At 72.0% G+C, this 16,223-nt stretch carries 15 protein-coding genes; 1 reads left to right on the top strand and 14 read right to left on the bottom strand.

Features of this window, described 5'->3' with window-relative positions; translation table 11 throughout:
- From FJ251_07100 to FJ251_07035, 14 genes are all read right to left on the bottom strand, one after another.
- Positions 1 to 377 (bottom strand): hypothetical protein (locus FJ251_07100; GenBank protein MBM4117502.1); only part of this gene is annotated, 377 nt, incomplete at its 3' end.
- A 3-nt stretch (positions 378 to 380) separates the two neighbouring features.
- Complete coding sequence (gene ybeY, locus FJ251_07095) at positions 381 to 854, bottom strand: rRNA maturation RNase YbeY (GenBank protein MBM4117501.1); 474 nt, start codon at positions 852 to 854, stop codon at positions 381 to 383.
- Entirely contained in the window at positions 808 to 3,108 is a 2,301-nt protein-coding gene (locus tag FJ251_07090) for an HDIG domain-containing protein (GenBank protein MBM4117500.1), read from the bottom strand. The genes ybeY and FJ251_07090 overlap by 47 nt, the downstream gene beginning before the upstream one ends.
- A complete protein-coding gene (locus FJ251_07085; GenBank protein ID MBM4117499.1) occupies positions 3,105 to 3,953 on the bottom strand; it encodes a PhoH family protein in 849 nt (282 codons plus the stop codon). Before FJ251_07085 ends, FJ251_07090 begins: the two co-directional genes overlap by 4 nt.
- Before the next feature lie 205 nt (positions 3,954 to 4,158).
- The gene (locus FJ251_07080; protein ID MBM4117498.1) at positions 4,159 to 4,869 is read right to left on the bottom strand and encodes a LysM peptidoglycan-binding domain-containing protein; all 711 of its coding nucleotides are present in this window, start codon (positions 4,867 to 4,869) and stop codon (positions 4,159 to 4,161) included.
- Positions 4,870 to 5,370: 501 nt separating this feature from the next.
- On the bottom strand, positions 5,371 to 7,176 hold the full coding sequence (aspS, locus tag FJ251_07075; protein MBM4117497.1) for an aspartate--tRNA ligase: 1,806 nt from the start codon (positions 7,174 to 7,176) through the stop codon (positions 5,371 to 5,373).
- 19 nt (positions 7,177 to 7,195) lie between these two features.
- Entirely contained in the window at positions 7,196 to 8,482 is a 1,287-nt protein-coding gene (locus FJ251_07070) for a histidine--tRNA ligase (protein ID MBM4117496.1), read from the bottom strand.
- Complete coding sequence (locus tag FJ251_07065) at positions 8,479 to 8,853, bottom strand: antibiotic resistance protein VanZ (GenBank protein ID MBM4117495.1); 375 nt, start codon at positions 8,851 to 8,853, stop codon at positions 8,479 to 8,481. The genes FJ251_07070 and FJ251_07065 overlap by 4 nt, the downstream gene beginning before the upstream one ends.
- An 85-nt stretch (positions 8,854 to 8,938) precedes the next feature.
- Positions 8,939 to 9,397: a PTS sugar transporter subunit IIA gene (locus FJ251_07060; GenBank protein MBM4117494.1), complete on the bottom strand. Its 459-nt coding sequence runs from the start codon at positions 9,395 to 9,397 to the stop codon at positions 8,939 to 8,941.
- Positions 9,398 to 9,469: 72 nt separating this feature from the next.
- A complete protein-coding gene (locus tag FJ251_07055) occupies positions 9,470 to 10,138 on the bottom strand; it encodes a YbbR-like domain-containing protein (protein MBM4117493.1) in 669 nt (222 codons plus the stop codon).
- Positions 10,138 to 11,919 carry a LysM peptidoglycan-binding domain-containing protein gene (locus tag FJ251_07050; protein ID MBM4117492.1) on the bottom strand — a complete coding sequence of 594 codons (1,782 nt, stop codon included), beginning with the start codon at positions 11,917 to 11,919 and terminating at the stop codon, positions 10,138 to 10,140. Before FJ251_07050 ends, FJ251_07055 begins: the two co-directional genes overlap by 1 nt.
- 49 nt (positions 11,920 to 11,968) lie before the next feature.
- The gene (locus FJ251_07045) at positions 11,969 to 12,877 is read right to left on the bottom strand and encodes a M23 family metallopeptidase (protein ID MBM4117491.1); all 909 of its coding nucleotides are present in this window, start codon (positions 12,875 to 12,877) and stop codon (positions 11,969 to 11,971) included.
- Between the two features lie 177 nt (positions 12,878 to 13,054).
- Positions 13,055 to 13,915, bottom strand: coding sequence for an RNA polymerase sigma factor RpoD/SigA (locus FJ251_07040; GenBank protein MBM4117490.1), 861 nt, complete (start codon positions 13,913 to 13,915; stop codon positions 13,055 to 13,057).
- A 74-nt stretch (positions 13,916 to 13,989) separates the two neighbouring features.
- Positions 13,990 to 15,372 carry a PDZ domain-containing protein gene (locus FJ251_07035; GenBank protein ID MBM4117489.1) on the bottom strand — a complete coding sequence of 461 codons (1,383 nt, stop codon included), beginning with the start codon at positions 15,370 to 15,372 and terminating at the stop codon, positions 13,990 to 13,992.
- Between the two features lie 285 nt (positions 15,373 to 15,657).
- Between FJ251_07035 and FJ251_07030 the strand changes: the two genes are divergently transcribed.
- Positions 15,658 to 16,223 (top strand): UDP-2,3-diacylglucosamine diphosphatase (locus FJ251_07030; GenBank protein ID MBM4117488.1); only part of this gene is annotated, 566 nt, incomplete at its 3' end.

The following is a 16,223-nucleotide window of genomic DNA, read 5'->3' as shown; positions in this document are numbered from 1 at the left end:
GGGGGCCGGCCCGGGTAGCGCGGGCCGAGGGCGCGAAAGAGACTGACGGCGAGCAGCACGACCAGGGCCAGGCCCAGCCAGATGACCAGGAGGCGGGCGGCGGCGAGCCCCCCCTCGGAGCCGCCGGCGGCGAGCAGGCGGGCGAGATGGAGGCTGCCCAGCACGAAGCTGGCCGTCATCGCCAGGAAGGGAAAGATGAGCAGCGTGAGCGCGAGTTGGCCGGGCCAGTGCTCGTGGATGCGGGCGAGCACGCCGCGGTGCTCGCCCTCGAAGGCCTGCGGCTCCACGCGCAGCAGGGTCGTGAAGGCGGCCCCCGCCGCCGAGAAGAGGCTCGTGGCGCCCAGCGCGCAGAGAAGGCCGATCAAGGTTCCGTCCACCGGTCAGTCCCTCGCAGTCGCGGAGGCGAAGTGGGCCGCGATGCGGCGGCGCAGCGGCGCTTCGAGGGCGGCCATCGCCGCCGCCTCGGCCTCCGTCTCGTGATCGTGCCCGAGTATATGGCAGAGGCCGTGGATTGCCAGCACGGATACTTCCTCGGCGAGACCGTGGCCGGCCGTCGCCGCCTGCCGGCGGGCGGTCTCGATCGAGACGAGCACCTCGCCCTCGAGATCCTCCCCGGCGGGCAGCTCGCCGCCGCCGTCGGCGCCGTAGCGGAAACTGAGCACGTCCGTCGGGGCGTCCTTGCCCCGCCAGTCGCGGTTGAGGCGGCGCATCTGGGCGTCGTCGAGGAAGCTGAGCTCGACCCATTGCTCGCCGGAACCCAGCGCGCCGGCGAGCTGGACAAGGAAGGTGAACCAGGGGGCCCCGGCGTCAGCGACTTCGGGGAAGGCCGGGTTCGCTGCGATCCGGAGCCGCATGCTCTGCCTCGGGAGCGGCGGGCGGCGCCTCGGCGGCCTGGGGGGCGCGCTCGCGCGCGTCGCTCCGCTCGCTGGGGTACTTGATGCGCGGGTGATAGATGCTGAGCAGGGTGGTCACGAAGCTCTCGCGGATGCGGGCGAGGTCGCGGATGCTCAGCCCGCACTCCTCGAGCTGGCCCTCGCGCAGGCGGGTGTCGATGGCGCCGGTGACGACCGCGCGGATGGCGGCCGTGTTCGGCTCGCTGAGCGTGCGCGCGGTCGCCTCCACCGAGTCGGCCAGCATCAGGATGGCCGTCTCCGCCGACTGGGGCTTCGGGCCCGGATAGCGGAAGTCGTCCTCCTTGACCTCGCCCTTGGCGTCCAGCTCCAGGGCCTTCTGATAGAAGAAGCGCATCACCGTCGTGCCGTGGTGCTCGGGAATGCCGCGGCGAACGATGCTCGGCAGCTTGATCTGCTCGGCGAGGTCCAGGCCCCGCTTGACGTGCTCGCCGATGATCAAGGCGCTCATGTTCGGGGTCAGCTTCTCGTGCCGGTTCTTGAAGCCGTGGATGTTCTCCACGAAGTAGTCCGGCTTCGCCAGCTTGCCGACGTCGTGGTAGTAGGCGCAGACCTTGGCGAGCAGCGGGTTGGCGCCGATGGCGTCGGCGGCCGCCTCGGCCAGGTTGCTGACCGCGAGGCTGTGCTGGAAGGTGCCCGGCGCCTCCACCTTCATCCGCTTGAGGATGGGCCGGTTCAGGTCGGTCAGCTCCAGCAGCGTGAAGTCCGTGGTGAGGTCGAAGAAGCGCTCGAGCAGGGGCAGGATCGGCATCACCAGCCAGGCGCAGACGAGCCCGTTCGCCATGCCGCGCAGGCCGTCGACGAGAATGCCCCCGGGGCGGCCAGCCGCCAGGTGCACCGCCGTGATGCCGAGCAGGTAGGCGACGGCGATGAAGAGGATGCTGCGGTAGAGCTGGAGCCGGCTGCGCAGCTGCCGGATCGAGAGGCTGGCGGCGCTGCCGGCGAGGAAGGCGACGAGCAGGGCGCCGCCCGGCGGCTGTGCCGTCACCGCGAGCAGGACGAGCGCGAAGGTGGTCACGATCAGCGCCAGGCGCTCGTCGTAGAGGCCGGCGGCCAGCATGGCGACGAAGGCGATCGGCAGCAGGTACTCCCCGCCCGGCGAGATCGGCAGCACGAACTTGCCGGCGGCGAGGAAGACGAGCAGCAGCAGGGCGACGAAGAGGGTGCGCCGCGGATCGCCGAAGAAGTCGCGCCGGTAGAGCAGCAGGAAGCGCAGCATCAGCAGCACGACGAAGAGGATGAGCAGGGCCTGGCCCAGGTAGAGCAGCGCCGCGCGCCCGGGGGTCTGGCCCTCGCTGCCCAGGGCCGCCTCGAGGGCGGCGAGGCGGTCGAGGTGCTCCTGGGTCACCTGCACGTTCGGGCCGAGGATGCGCACGCCCTTGGCGACGATCTGCTGCGTGGGCACGGCGTCGGCGGCGGCGTGCTTGCGCAGCTCGGTCTCGGCGTCGTCCTTGAAGCAGTTGGGCCGCAGGTGCGCGCGGGCCAGCGCCCGAAAGGCGGCCCGCTCGCCCGGACTGAAGTCGGTGAAGGCCTGGGCGCGCGCTGCGAGCACGCGGGCGAGGGCGTCCTGATCGACCACCTGCTCCGCGGCGAGCTGCCGCTGGCCGCCGGGGCTGACGAGGATGAGCTGCGGCTCGCCGGCCCGCCCCGCGATCGGCGCGCTGCGCACGTCGAGGATGCCGACCGCGAGCAGGCTGTCCACGACCTGGCCGACCGCGTCGAGCAGGCGCTCGCGCTGGCGCGAGGCGAGCAGCGCCGCGAGAGTTTCGCGCTCGAGGCCGGGGTGGAGGTCGAGCAGACGGGCGACCCCCTGCTCGCGCGTCTCCTGCGCGTCGAGGGGCTGGAAGGCGAGCGCGTCGGCGCGCAGGCGCTCCAGCTTCTGCGCGAGCTGGCGCGCCACGGCCGGATCGAGCCGGTAGACGGGCGGCACCCCGAGCGAGGCCGCCGCCCGCTGCTCGGCGAGCAGCGAGGGCTTGACCGGCAGCGGGAAGGAGATCGGGGCGATCACCTCCTCGCCGGTCTGGGTGACGTCGCCGAGCTTGTACTCGAAGTGGGGCGAGCGGGAGACCGGCGGGTAGAGCAGGAGGAGCCCGCCGAGCAGACCCAGGCCGCAGAGCAGATTGGCGAGCCAGTTCAGCCGCGGCTGCTGGCGCCGGCGCTCGGCGCCATCGGCGCCGCGCAGGCTGAAGCGGCTCATGCCGGCTCCTCCTCGCGCGCGCGCGCGGCTTCCATCTGCTCGAAGGCCTTGATGATGCGCCGCACCAGGTGGTGGCGCACGACGTCGTTCTCGTCCAGGGTGATGAAGCGGATGCCGTCGATGCCCGCCAGCAGGCGCTGCGCGGCGATCAGCCCCGAGCTCTCCGGCCGCTCGAGGTCGATCTGCGTGATGTCGCCCGTGATCACGGCCTGGCTGCCGTTGCCCAGACGGGTGAGGAACATCTTCATCTGCATCATCGTCGTGTTCTGCGCCTCGTCGAGGACGACGTAGGCCGAGTTCAGCGTGCGGCCGCGCATGTAGGCCAGCGGCAGCGCCTCGACGACGCCGCTCTCGATGAGCCGCTTCGTGCGCGCGGTACCGACGAGATCGGCGAGGGCATCGTGCAGCGGGCGGATGTAGGGATCGATCTTCTCCTGCAGGTCGCCGGGCAGGAAGCCGAGGCTCTCGCCGGCCTCCACGGCCGGGCGCACGAGGAGCAGGCGCTCGACCTTGCGCTCGCGCAGCAGGGCGAGGCCCTGCGCGATGGCGAGGTAGCTCTTGCCCGTGCCGGCCGGCCCGATGACGAAGACGATGTCGTGCGAGGCCATCGCCTCGACGTAGAGCCGCTGGCCCGGGGTCTTCGGCGTCACGAGCGCGCCGCGCGCGGTCTGGAAGACCGCGCCCTCGCCCTCGCCGCCCGGCGCGCGCTCCGGCTGCGGGCCGCGCAGGCCGAGCGCGTACTGGACGTCCTGCTCGGAGAGCGCGCGGCCGGTCTTGGCGAGCTCGATCAGCTCGAGCAGCACGGCCGCCATCTCGCTGACGCGGGCGCGCGGGCCGCTGAGCATCACCTTGTCGCCGCGCACGGTGATGCGGCCGGGAAAGTCCTCCGCGAGCAGCTTGAGGTGGCGGTCGCCGACGCCGAGCAGGTTCAGGGCGTCGACGTCGGCCAGGGAGAGGATCTCGGTGTGTTCCTTCGGCACGGGCGTCCTTCGTGCGCGTCCCGGCGCCGGCGGGCGCCGCGGATCGCGCAGCCGGCCCGCGGGCGCGGGCCTAGCGGGGGATGTCCAGCACCTGATCCGGTCGGATCAGTTCGGGCCCCGCGATCTGGTCCCGGTTCGCCTCGTAGAGGCGCGGCCAGGCCAGGGGGTCGTCGTAGATCTCCCAGTAGCCGGCAATCTTGCTCAACCACTCGCCCGGCGCCACCCGGTGCTGTCGCGGCCAGTCTCGCGGCACCCGGAGGCACTGGCCGGGCCGCAGGCGCTGGGGGTCGCGCAGCGCGGCGCGGTTGGCGCGGGCCAGGCGGGGCCACTTCGCCGCGTCGGCGTAGATGCGCGCCTGCGCCGCGATCGCCGCCAGGCCGTCGCCCCGCTGCACGCAGTAGCTGTCGGGCAGCGCCTCGTACCAGGCGATCTCGGCCCGCAGGGAGTCGAGTCCGGAGTCGGCGGCGCCGAGCAAGCGCTCGCGCTGCCGGACCAGCTCGGCCTTGAGTCGCGCCAGCTCGGCGCGGCGATCCGGAGCGGGGGCGTTCGCCGCCAGGACGCGCAGGCGATCGAGCTCGGCGGCGAGCTCCGCGCAGTAGGCCTCGCGCTGCGCCCGGCTGAGGCGGTTGTACTCGCCCTCGCTGTAGTAGTCGCTCTCGGCGACCCGCGCCTCCCGCAGCACGGGCCGGCTGCAGCCCCCGCAGAGAAGGGCGAGCGCCGCCAGGGCCATGAGCAGCGGCGGGAGCGGGAGGAGACGAAGCAGGCTGCGTGCTGCCTTCATGTTCCCTCCCTCGCCGCCTAGCGGCCGCTGCCCCGCTTGAGTTCGAGGAGACGCTGCCGGAGCGGCTCGCGCTCCGCGGCGGGTGGCAGCTGGCCGGCCAGGCCCGCGATCTCCGCCCTCACCGCCGCGATCTCGGCGCTGTCCGCGGCCGCGCTGCGGGCCCCCAGCTCCCTGGCGTGGGCCGCTTCGAGGCGGGCGGCCTCGACCTCGGCCGGCTTGACCTGGCAGGCCGGCGGCAGGGCGCAGCCAGCCGGCAGCCCGCCGAGCAGCAGCGCGAGGAGCGCGGCGCTGCCCCCGGGCCGCGGTGCAGGGCGGAAGCGGCGGCGATTGCTCAGGGCGAGGCCTCCGGTCTTGCGTGCGGAGGGTCGATCGAAGGACGTAAATCCTTGAATCTCAATAGATTGCGCCATCCGCGCCAGTGCCGTCACTCTAGGCCCGGGCCCGGAGGCTGTCAAGGACTATCTGCCGGCGGCTGGGCGCAACTGCACTGATTCGTTCGACTTAGGCTTCCTGGACCGGAATCCGCAGCTGCAGCTCCAGCTCGGCCAGCTGCGCGGCATCGAGGGGGGCCGGACTGCCCACCATCAAGCACTTGCCCTGGAGGGTCTTCGGGAAGGCGATGTAGTCGCGGATGGACTGGCCGCCGTCGAGCACCATCAGCAGCCGGTCGAGTCCGGGCGCGATGCCGCCGTGCGGCGGCGCGCCGTAGTCGAAGGCCCCGAGCAGGAAGCCGAAGCGGCGCTCGGCCTCCGCCTTGTCGATCCCCACCACCGCCATCACGCGCTCCTGGATGTCGCGCCGGTGGATGCGGATGCTCCCGCTGGCCAGCTCGACGCCGTTGCAGACGAGATCGTAGAGCTGGCCGTGCACGCGGCCGGGGTCGGTCTCCAGCAGCGACAGGTCCTCGGGATGCGGCATCGTGAAGAGGTGGTGCATGGCCTGCCAGGCGCCCTGCTCGTCGCGCTCGAACATCGGGAAGCGGTGCACCCACAGGAAACGGAAGTCCTGGCCCGCGCCGGCGGTCAGGCCGAGCTTGGCGCCGAGGGCGCTGCGGACGGCCCCGAGGGCGATGGCGGGCGTCTCCCCCTGGTCGCCGACCATGAGCAGCAGATCGCCCTCGCCCAGGCCGCTGGCCGCGATCAGCGACTCGCCGAGCGCGCCGGGGAAGAACTTGGCGACGCCGCCTCCGAGCCCCTCGGGCCCGCGCTTGAGCCAGGCCAAGCCCTTCGCCTTGTAGGTCCTGGCGACGGCCTCCAGCTCGTCGATCTCCTTGCGCGAGAAGGCGCCGCCGCTCGGCACGACGAGCCCGCGCACGCTGCCTCCCCCGGCGAGCACGCCCGTGAAGGCCGCGAACTCGCTCTTCGCGGCGACCGCGCCGAGATCCCTCAGCTCGAGCCCGAAGCGCAGGTCGGGCTTGTCGCTGCCGAAGCGGGCCATCGCCTCCGCGTAACTGAGGCGCGGGAAGGGCAGGGCGAGTTCGCGGCCGAGCACCTCGCGGAGGACCGCCTGCAGCATGCGCTCGACGACGGCGAAGACCTCGTCCTCGCCGACGAAGCTCATCTCCATGTCGATCTGGGTGTGCTCGGGCTGGCGATCGCCGCGCAGGTCCTCGTCCCGCAGGCAGCGCGCGATCTGGAAGTACTTCTCGTAGCCGGCCACCATCAGGAGCTGCTTGTAGAGCTGCGGGCTCTGGGGCAGGGCGTAGAAGTGGCCCGGCTGCACCCGGCTCGGCACGACGTAGTCGCGCGCGCCCTCGGGCGTGCTGCGGATGAGCATGGGCGTCTCGATCTCGAGGAAGCCCTCGCCGTCGAGATGCCGGCGCACGGCGAGGGTCACCGCGTGGCGGAAGCGCATGCGCGCCTGCATCTCGCGCCGGCGCAGGTCGAGGTACCGGTACTTCAGGCGCAGATCGTCGCTGACCTCGCCCGCGTGCTCAGGGAAGCTCTCGATCGGGAAGGGCGGCGTCGGGCAGGACGCGAGCACGCTCAGCTCCTCGGCGACGAGCTCGACCGCGCCGCTGGGCAGCTCGCTGTTGACCATCTCCGCCGGGCGCGGGCGCACGCGGCCGCGCACGCCGAGCACCCACTCGCTGCGCACGGGCTTCAGGCGCTCGCGCAGGGCCTCGTCCTCGCCGGGGAAGACCACCTGGCAGAGACCGCTGCGGTCGCGCAGGTCGACGAAGACGAGGTTGCCGTGATCGCGCCGGCGATGGACCCAACCCATCAGGGTCACTTCGCGTCCCGCATCCGTGTCGCGCAGCGCGGCGCAATCGGCGCTCCGCCGCCAGCCGCCCAGGTCGTCCAGCACGCTCGCCTCCCCGCCGGGGTCAGGGCCGGGCGGCCGGCGGCGCGCCGGCGCTCCAGGCCTGGATGAGTTCCAAGAGGTTCTCCTCTGGCAGGGCCTTCTGCTCGCCAGAATCGAGGTCTTTGACGGTGACCGCGCGTGCGGCCAGCTCCTCCTCGCCGAGGAGGATCGCGAAGCGCGCTCCGCGCGCGTTGGCGCTCTTCAGCTGCGCCTTCAGGCCGCGCCCGCTGTAGTCCACCTCGGCCGGGATGCTCGCGCGCAGGCGGGCGGCGATGCGCGCGGCCGGCGCCTCGGCGGCCGCGCTGAGGAGCACGAGGTAGGCGCCCCGCACGCCGAGGTCGGCGCGGCCGAGCGTCTTCTCGTTGCCGATCGCCCAGACGAGGCGTTCGAGTCCGCCGGAGAAGCCGACGGCCGGCGTCGCCGGACCCCCGCAGGCCTCGACGAGGCGGTCGTAACGGCCCCCGCCGCCCAGCGCGCTCTGCGCGCCGAGCGCGGGGTAGTTCACTTCGAAGACGGTGCGCGTGTAGTAGTCCAGCCCGCGCACGACGTCGCGGTCGCGCCGGAAAGCGATGCCGCGCGCGCCGAGCAGCGCCTCGAGGCGATCCCGGTGCGCCTGGCAGTCGGCGCAGAGCTGGTCCATGATGCGCGGCGCCTCGCCGAGGAGCGCTTGGCAGCCGGGCTCCTTGCAGTCGAACACGCGCAGCGGGTTCGCCTGCCGCCGCTCCTGGCAGGTCGGGCAGAGGCGATCGGCGACGCCGGCGAGGAAGGCGCGCAGGGTGTCCTCGTAGGCGGGACGGCAGCAGGCGTCCCCCACGCTGCCCAGGTCCACGCGCAGCTCGGCCAGCCCGACCTCGCGCAGCAGGCCGACGAAGAGCTCGATCACCTCGGCGTCCATCGCGGGGCTCGCGCTGCCCAGCGCCTCGACGCCGAGTTGGACGAACTGCCGGAAGCGGCCCGCCTGCGGCCGGTCGTAGCGGAACATCGGCCCCCAGTAGGCCAGGCGCAGGAGGCCGCCGGCGGCCAGCAGCTTGTTCTCGAGGACGAGGCGCACCACGCCCGCCGTGGCCTCCGGTCGCAGGGAGAGGCTGCGCCCCTTCCGGTCGGGGAAGGTGTACATCTCCTTGCTGACGAGGTCCGTGGCCTCGCCGACCGCGCGCGTGAAGAGCTCCGTGTGCTCGAAGATCGGCGGGTCGACCTCGGCGTAGCCGTACTGCACGCAGAGCCGATCGAAGAGCTGGCGGAGCTGCCGCCAGAGCGGGCTCGCATCGGGCGTGCGGTCGTAGGTGCCGCGCGGGCGCTGGAATCTCATGGGGTCCGCTCTCCTTCTCCCTCGCCTGCCGCTTCGGGGCGCGGGCCCAGCGCCAGCAGTCCGCCGCAGATGCCGCCGCCCAGGTCGGCCAGCCAGTCTGCCAGTTCGCGGCTCCGATTGGGCACGAAGCCCTGATAGAACTCGTCGGCCAGGCCCACCCCTCCCGCCAGCAGCGCCGTCGCGAGAACGAGCCGCAGGCCGGACCAGCGGCGGCCGTCCTCGCTGCCCGCGAAGACGAAACCGAGCCCGCTGAAGAGGACGAAGTGCGCCACCTTGTCCAGGAACATCGGGGCGTGCTTCGGCCGCGGATCGGCGGGAATCGACGAGAGCCCGAAGATCAGGACGAGGTATAGCAGCCAGGGCCGTCGCATCGCAAATCACCTCAGGCGCTCGGGATAAAAAAGCGCCGCCGGCAGCGCGCGGGCCGCGGCGGCGGGCCGGCGGGCCGCTCAGCGCTCAGCGCGCCTCGAAGTCGCGAATGGTCGCCAGGATCTCGGCGGGCGAGGCCGCCCGGCGCAGGCGCTCGCGGAACTCGGAGCCGTGCAGGAGGCGGGAGATCTTGGCCAGGATCTTCACGTGCTCGTTGCCGATGCCGCGCGGGCCGAGGATCATGAAGATGAGGTCGACCGGCTGCTCGTCCATCGCCTCGAACTCCACCGGCTTGCGCGGGCGCCAGAGCGAGAGGTGCGTCGCGGGCACGCCCTCCGACTGGGCGTGCGGAATGGCGACCCCCTGGCCAATGCCCGTGCTCATGATGTTCTCGCGGACCTCGAGGTCCAGCAGCACCGTGGCGGGCTCGCTCACATGGCCGCGAGCGTGGAGGCGCTGGAGGGCGTCCTGGAAGAGACTCTGCTTGTCGGTGCTGGTGAGGTCCAGGTGGATGGAGTCTGCCTTGAGGAGTTCCGAAAGTAGCATTCCGGCTGGTGCCTCCGTTGATCAGAGCTGCAGTCTAGGGGCGCCCCCCGCCTCCGTCAAGATGGACGGCGCTCACTCCGGCTGCCAGGCCTCGATTTCGTAGCGCACCTGCACCGTGGGCGGCGTGAAGCGCAGCAAGGTGTCCGGCGCCTCGAGCGCCACCTCGCGCTGGCCGCTGCGGGTTTCGTCCGAGAGGTCGATGAACTCGGTGCGCACCCAGGGCATCCGGCTCACGCGCTCGCGCGGCCCGCGGGCATGCACCTGGCCGGGCATGGCCACGGGCAGGCTACCCACCGCCAGGCGGAAGGGGTGCCGCGGCTCCTTGCCGACCACCACCTTGACCGGTACTTCCTTCTCGCCGACGGCCGCGAGCTGGATCCGCAGGGTCGCCGGGCTGATGTCCGTGACCTCGCCGCTGAACTGGCGGGGCAGTTCGAGCAGCTCCTCGCGCAGGCGCAGCACGACCGGCGCCTCGGATGCCTGCAGGCTGATGGCCGGCCGCAGGCTGGGCGGCCGCAGGCGCAGCCAGAAGAGACGGCGCCCGCTCGCACGGAAGGTGACCTGCACCTCGCTGGGCGGGGTCTCCAGGTACATCAACGAGTCGGGGAGGGTCGGCAGGACCAGCGGCACCGGCAGGCTGCGGATCTCCTCGCGCTGGCCGGCGACCATCGCCCAGAGCAGGGCGGCCAGGGCCAGGCTCGTGATCCGGATGGGCAGGTTGCGGGTGAGGCCGCGCAGCATCAGCCCCCCCTCCGCCCGCCGGCCGGCAGGATGACCAGCTCCTGGCCGGGCTGGATGTGGCCGTCGCGCGGCAGCTGATTCGCCTGGCGCAGGGAATCCACGGTCACCCCGTAGCGCTTGGCGATCAGGGTGAGATTCTCGCCGGGCCTCACGCGGTGGCGGACGGGCGTCGGCGCGTCGCTCATCACGAGCAGCATCTCGCCGGCCAGCACGCGGTCCGGCCGCTTGAGCTTGTTCACCCGCACGAGGTCGTCGACCTGCACCCCGAAGCGCTTGGCGATGGCCGAGAGGCTATCGCCCGGCTTCACCTTGTAGATGGTCTTCTCGCGGCGGGCGAAGAGGGGATCGAAGAGGGTGCTGCGGTGCTCGCGGAAGTAGTTCTCCACCCCCCGCGCGAGCCACTCCGCATAGGCCTGGCGGCCCGCGGGGCTGGTGAGGAGCGCGAAGTCCGGGCCGTGGGTGAAGAAGCCCACCTCGACGAGCACGGAGGGCATCGAGACCATCTTGCAGACGGCGAAGCCCGCCCGCTTCAGACGCCGGTTGGCCTTGAGCTGGGGATCGCGCCGCGCCTCCTTCTGGAGGGATTCCGCGACGAGCACGCTGCGCTGGATCGCCGCCTTCAGCTGCTTGCTGATGACGAGCCGGTACTCCTCGTCCCCCGCGCCCGGGTAGATGCCGCCGACGAGGTCGGCGCGGTTCTCGAGGTCGGCGAGCGCCTGGGCGCGCCGGCTGCTGGCGCCCTCGGTCGAGAGGGTGTAGAGTTCGATGCCGGCCGCGCCCCGGTTCGGCGCCGTGTTGCAGTGGATGCTCAGCAGCAGGTCGCCCTGCGCCTCGTCCGCCAGCTCGCGCCGCCGGGCAAGGGAGATGTAGTAGTCGCCGCTGCGAGTCAGGGCCGGCTGGTAGCCGGGCAGGCCCTCGAGCAGGCGGGCGAGGCGCCGCGCGATGTCGAGGGTGATGTCCTTCTCGCGCTGGCCCTTGTAGATGGCGCCCGGATCCTCGCCGCCGTGGCCGGCGTCGATCACCACCGTGATCAGGCGCTCGGCCGGCGCCTCGGCGAGGGCGCGGGCCTCGCCAGGCTGGGGTGCGGGGTCGCTCGCCGGCGGCGCCGGCTCTGCCAGCGCCAGCGGCGCGGCGGCGCTGTCCGCAGCGGCCGGCGCCTCGGCGAGCGCTCCTCCGCTGGCCGGCGGCGCGCTGGCCAGGGTATCGGCAGCTGGCGGCTTCGCTGCCAGCGCCGGCGGCGGCGCCGGCAGGCTGGGCCGCGGCGCCTCCGGCGCGGGCTGCGCTTCGCCGCGGCGCGTCGGAAAGAGGTCGACGACCAGCCGGCGGGGCTTCTCGCCGGGGATGGCATCGAGGGCGAAGTACTTGAAGCGGAAGCTGCCCTGCAGGTCGAGCACGACCTGGACGCCGCGCGCCACGCGATTGCAGCGGATGCGGCCGATGAGGCCGTCCCCGACCGGCCGGTTCTCGGTCCCGCAGGCGAAGCTGGCGCCCGGCAGGTCGATGACGATGCGCTCCGGCGACGGCCGGCTCGTCACGCGGTACTCGAAGGCGCCCTCGAGGTCCAGGACGACGCGCGTGTGGTCCGGAGCCGTCCAGTGTCGGATGCCGCTGACGCGGGGCTCCGCGAGCGCCGGCCCCGCCAGGGCGGCCAGCAGGAACCACGGCAGGACCAGCAGGCGCGGGCAGCGGCGGCCCGCCCACCGCCCAGGCCGAACCCGGCCCTCACCGCAGGGGCGGCCAGAGGGCGTCCCGGGGGCCGGGCGTCTCGCCGAGGGGGTCATGGCGGCTCCATCGTGCAGCGCGCCAGAGAGTTAGCCGGAGACCCGCGAATCAGTCAACGACGAATTCGTCGGACAAGATGTAGCCGAGCGGATCCCCCAGCTCGCCGTGACGGTGTACTTCGTAGTGCAGGTGGGGCGCCGTCGAGTGACCGCTGCTGCCGACGGTGGCGACGACCTCGCCGCGCAGGACCTTCTGTCCGGGCAGCACCAGGATCCGGTCGCAGTGAGCGTAGCGGGTCTGGAGCCCTTCGCCGTGGTCGACCACCAGGACGCTGCCGTAGCCGGTGGCGGAGTGCTCGACGGAGAGGACGGTGCCATCGGCCGTGCTGACGATGGGAGTTCCGGTGCGCGCCGAGAAATCGAGGCCGTCATGGTGGGAGAGCCGGCCGGTGAAGGGGTCGATCCGGTGGCCGAAGCCGCTCGTCAGGCGGCCGCCGCTCACCGGATGGATGGAGGGGATCGAGCGCAGGCGCTTCTCGTCCGCGCGCAGGGCGCTCAGCACGCTCTCCGCGCTCTGGCGGAGCACCTGGCTGCGGCCCGAGAGACGATCGAGGCGGCGGTCGATGCCCGCCAGCTCGCCGGTGGGACGCAGGCTGCTCGGACCGCCGACGCCGCCGGCCAGCGCCTCTTCGCCGAGGGGCTCGAGCTTGGCCACGGTGCGCGTCCAGCGTTGGAAGTCGTCGATCTCGCGCAGGGTGCCCTCGAGCCGGGTCATCCGCGCGTGAATGCGCTTGACGTCCTCGCGCAGCCGGGCGTTCTCCGCTCGGGCGGTCCGCAACTGGAGCTCGCTGCCGCTGCGCAGCAGCCCCTGAGTGCCGAGCACGAGAAGGATGAGCAGGAGGACGGCGGCCGCGCCGAGACCCGCCTTGAGCTGCCAGGCCTTGAGCCGCAGCTGGCGGATGGGGTGCTCGGTCTCGCGAATGAGCACCAGGGTGTAGCGCTTGCTCTTCTTCGCCATGGTCCTCGGGGGTGGGGTGCAAACGCGACAAAGCTAGGGACTCGCCCGGGCGCTGTCAAGGCTTAGGGGCTTGTTGATGGAAGCAGGTTTCGGGCCGGAACGCGGACAGCAAAGGAAAGCGCGAGGGCCGCTGTGCCCTCGCGCTGCCTTGATACTGATCTTGCGTCGCGCGCCCGCTCAGGACTCGAGGTAGCTGCGCAGGGCCTGTCCCTGTCGAGAGCCGCGCAGTTTCTGCAGGGTCTCTTCCTTGATTTGCCGGATGCGCTCGCGCGTCAGTTCGAAGCGCTCGCCGATGCGCTCGAGCGTCTCGGGCTCCTGGCCGCCAAGCCCGAAGTAGTGGATGAGAATCGCCCGCTCGCGCTCGGGGAGCGCGTCGAGCGCCCGCTCGACGTCCTCGACCAGGGTCCGCCGGTAGGTGTCGGCATCCGGAGGATCCGCCTCCTCGTCGCGCAGGTAATCGCGGAGGGGATTCTCCTCGTCCTCGCCGTAGGACTCGTCCATCGACAGCGGCACGTTGGCGATGTCCAGCGTGCCGCGCACTTCCTGCCGGCTGAGCTTGAGGCGCTCGGCGATCTCCTCGACGGTGGGCTCGCGGCCGAGGTCCTGGGTCAGGCGCTGCTGGACCTTCCCGACCCGGTAGAGCGTCGTGGCCCGGTTGAGCGGAACGCGGAAGATGCGCGACTGCTCGGCGAGGGCCTGGAGCATCGCCTGCCGCACCCACCAGACCGCGTAGCTGATGAACTTGAAGCCGCGCTTCTCGTCGAAGCGCTCGGCGGCCCGAATGAGGCCGATGTTGCCCTCGTTGATGAGGTCGGTCAGGCTCAGACCCTGCCCCGCGTACTGCTTCGCCACCGAGACGACGAAGCGCAGGTTGGACTCGACCAGCTTGGCCAGGGCCGCCTGGTCGCCGGCGCGGATCGCCCGCGCGAGCCTCGCCTCGTCCTCTCGCGTCAGCAGCGGGATGTCGTGGATCTGCTTGAGGTAGATGTCCAAGCTGATCTCGCCGCTGTGCCGGATCGGTTCGCGTTCGACTCTCATCGCCGCTCCTTTCGCTCGCCGCTCGCGCGGCTGAACCTCTCCAGCAGGGGTGGTTCCGTGGGGCGGGTGCCCCCCTACCTGGGTGTGATGAACAGGAAGGTCGAGTAGGCCTTCCGCTGCACGAGCAGGCCGATGCGCTTGTCCTCGCCGCGGAACTGCTCGGTGGCCTTGCGAAAATCCTCCACGTTGTTGATGGGCAGGTTCTTCATCTTCAGGATCACGTCGCCCACCCGCAGGTCGGCCTGGGCCGCCGGGCTCCCTTCGCGGATGCGGGTCACGATCACGCCGCGGTCCGCCTCGATCTCCATGCGCGCTGCGAGCTGGCTGCCGGCCGCGTTCTCGACCTCGATGCCGAAGAAGTCCTGCTCGTCGCGCGGGCGCACGGCGATTGCGGCTTCGTCTTCCGGGAACTCGGTGAGGGTGACGCTGCGGGTGAGGTCCTTGCCGTCCCGGTGCAGGCGGACGGAGACCTCCTGCCCGACCCGGCTCTCGGCGACCTTGAAACGGAACCGCTCGACATCGTCCATCGCCTCGCCGTCGAACTCGGTGAGGACGTCGCCCTCGCGCAGCCCGGCGCGATCGGCGGGCCCGCCGGCGACGACGTCGTCGATCAGGATGCCGTGCTTGATGTCCAGCCCCAGCGCCTCCGCGGCGACGGCGTCGAGCTCGCGCGGCGCCACACCGAGGTAGGCGCGCGTCACCTTGCCGGCGGCGATGAGCTGCGGGATGATCTTGTTGGCCAGGTTGATCGGGATCGCGAAGCCGATGCCCTGGCCGGCCGCGTTGATCGCCGTGTTGATGCCGATCGCACGGCCGTGGATGTCCACGAGCGGTCCGCCGCTGTTGCCGAAGTTGATCGCGGCGTCCGTCTGGATGAAGTCCTGGTAGCGGGGCGTGCCGCCCTGGATGGCGAGCGAGCTGCGCCCCTTGGCGCTGATCACGCCCACCGTCAGGCTGCCCTCGAGCTGGCCGAGGGGATTGCCGACGGCGATCGCCCAGTCGCCGACGCGCGCCCCCTCGCTGTCGCCCCGCTCGACGAAGGGGAAGCGACGGCCCTGGCCGTCGGTGATGCGGATGACGGCCAGGTCGGTGGCGGCGTCCGTGCCCAGCACCTCGGCCGCGTAGGTGTCCTTCTCGCCCGGCAGTCGCACCTTGATCGACTTCGTATCGCGAACGACGTGGTTGTTCGTGATGATCGTGCCGTCGGCCTCGATCAGGAACCCGGAGCCCGAGCCCGGGATCGGCACATGGTCCTCGGGGACGGATCCCTCGGGCATGAACTGCCGGAACTGCTCGAGGAAGGGGTGGTCGCGCAGCGTGGACTGCGCGTCGCGCGTCACCTCGATCGAGACGACGGCGGGAACGACCTTGTCGGCCACTGCCCGGAAGGGGCTCTCCAGCGTCCCGTTCAGCGGCGCGGCGGCGGCCAGGGCCGGCGCGGCCAGCCCCAGGATCAAGAGGGCTGCGGCCCGAAGTCGCCGGCGAGGGCTGCGGGTTCCGGATGCCTGGATCGAGTTCACCTGGAAGTCCTTTCCTTTCACTGCGATCCCCTATCGCGAATTCTATCCCTGTTCGGCAGCCGAGGCAACGCCTGTTTCGCGCGGCCCCGCTGAAGCGCCCTTCGTCGGAGAGGGTGGCCCCCCGAAACGTCGAGCCATTGCGAGGGTTCCCGGCTTTCTCTGGTTGTACGCCTTCAGGGGATGGCCTAGCTTCCCGCCCAGCCCAGGGCATGAGGAGCGGCCATGGCCGGTGGCCCCGTCTACTTCGTTTCCGACGCGCACTTCAGCGCCCGCGCCCGGAGCGCCGAGCGCGAGAAGCGCCAGCGCTTCCTGCGCTTTCTCGAGGGTCTCGCCGGCGCCGCGCAACTCTACGTCGTCGGCGACCTCTTCGACTTCTGGTTCGAGTATCGCCGCGTCGTGCCCGCCGGCTTCGCCGAGATCCTGCACCCCCTGCGCGCGCTCGCGCTGAGCGGCACGCCCGTCACCCTCATCGGGGGCAATCACGACTACTGGCTGGGATCCCACCTGGTGGACGACTACGGCTTCCGGCTCGCGCCCGACGGGCTGGTGGTCGAGCACCAGGGCCGGCGCCTGCGCGTCGATCACGGCGACGAGAGCCTCAGCGGCGATCGCGGGTACCTCGCGCTGAAGGCGGTGATCCGCCGGCCCGCCTTCGTGGCGGCGGCCCGCCTGTTGCACCCGGACTTCACTTTCTGGGCGGCCGATCGCCTGTCGCAGGGCAGCCGATGGCTCGAGGGTCGCGAGGAGGAGCGTGGCCAGCGGCCGCGCCCGCTGCGCCTGCGCCGCGC

The organism is bacterium, from assembly GCA_016873475.1.
In the GTDB taxonomy this organism is placed as follows: domain Bacteria; phylum Krumholzibacteriota; class Krumholzibacteriia; order JACNKJ01; family JACNKJ01; genus VGXI01.
This window is presented reverse-complemented; position numbering and strand designations above follow the sequence as displayed.

Excerpts from the sequence above, each read along its gene's own strand:
- FJ251_07080 (MBM4117498.1), bottom strand. The coding sequence starts at position 4,869 with ATGAAGGCAGCACGCAGCCTGCTTCGTCTCCTCCCGCTCCCGCCGCTG.
- FJ251_07045 (MBM4117491.1), bottom strand. The coding sequence starts at position 12,877 with ATGGCGAAGAAGAGCAAGCGCTACACCCTGGTGCTCATTCGCGAGACC.
- FJ251_07070 (MBM4117496.1), bottom strand. The coding sequence starts at position 8,482 with ATGAGATTCCAGCGCCCGCGCGGCACCTACGACCGCACGCCCGATGCG.
- FJ251_07085 (MBM4117499.1), bottom strand. The coding sequence starts at position 3,953 with ATGCTCAGCGGCCCGCGCGCCCGCGTCAGCGAGATGGCGGCCGTGCTG.
- FJ251_07060 (MBM4117494.1), bottom strand. The coding sequence starts at position 9,397 with ATGCTACTTTCGGAACTCCTCAAGGCAGACTCCATCCACCTGGACCTC.
- ybeY (MBM4117501.1), bottom strand. The coding sequence starts at position 854 with ATGCGGCTCCGGATCGCAGCGAACCCGGCCTTCCCCGAAGTCGCTGAC.
- FJ251_07055 (MBM4117493.1), bottom strand. The coding sequence starts at position 10,138 with ATGCTGCGCGGCCTCACCCGCAACCTGCCCATCCGGATCACGAGCCTG.
- FJ251_07040 (MBM4117490.1), bottom strand. The coding sequence starts at position 13,915 with ATGAGAGTCGAACGCGAACCGATCCGGCACAGCGGCGAGATCAGCTTG.
- FJ251_07065 (MBM4117495.1), bottom strand. The coding sequence starts at position 8,853 with ATGCGACGGCCCTGGCTGCTATACCTCGTCCTGATCTTCGGGCTCTCG.
- FJ251_07050 (MBM4117492.1), bottom strand. The coding sequence starts at position 11,919 with ATGACCCCCTCGGCGAGACGCCCGGCCCCCGGGACGCCCTCTGGCCGC.
- FJ251_07090 (MBM4117500.1), bottom strand. The coding sequence starts at position 3,108 with ATGAGCCGCTTCAGCCTGCGCGGCGCCGATGGCGCCGAGCGCCGGCGC.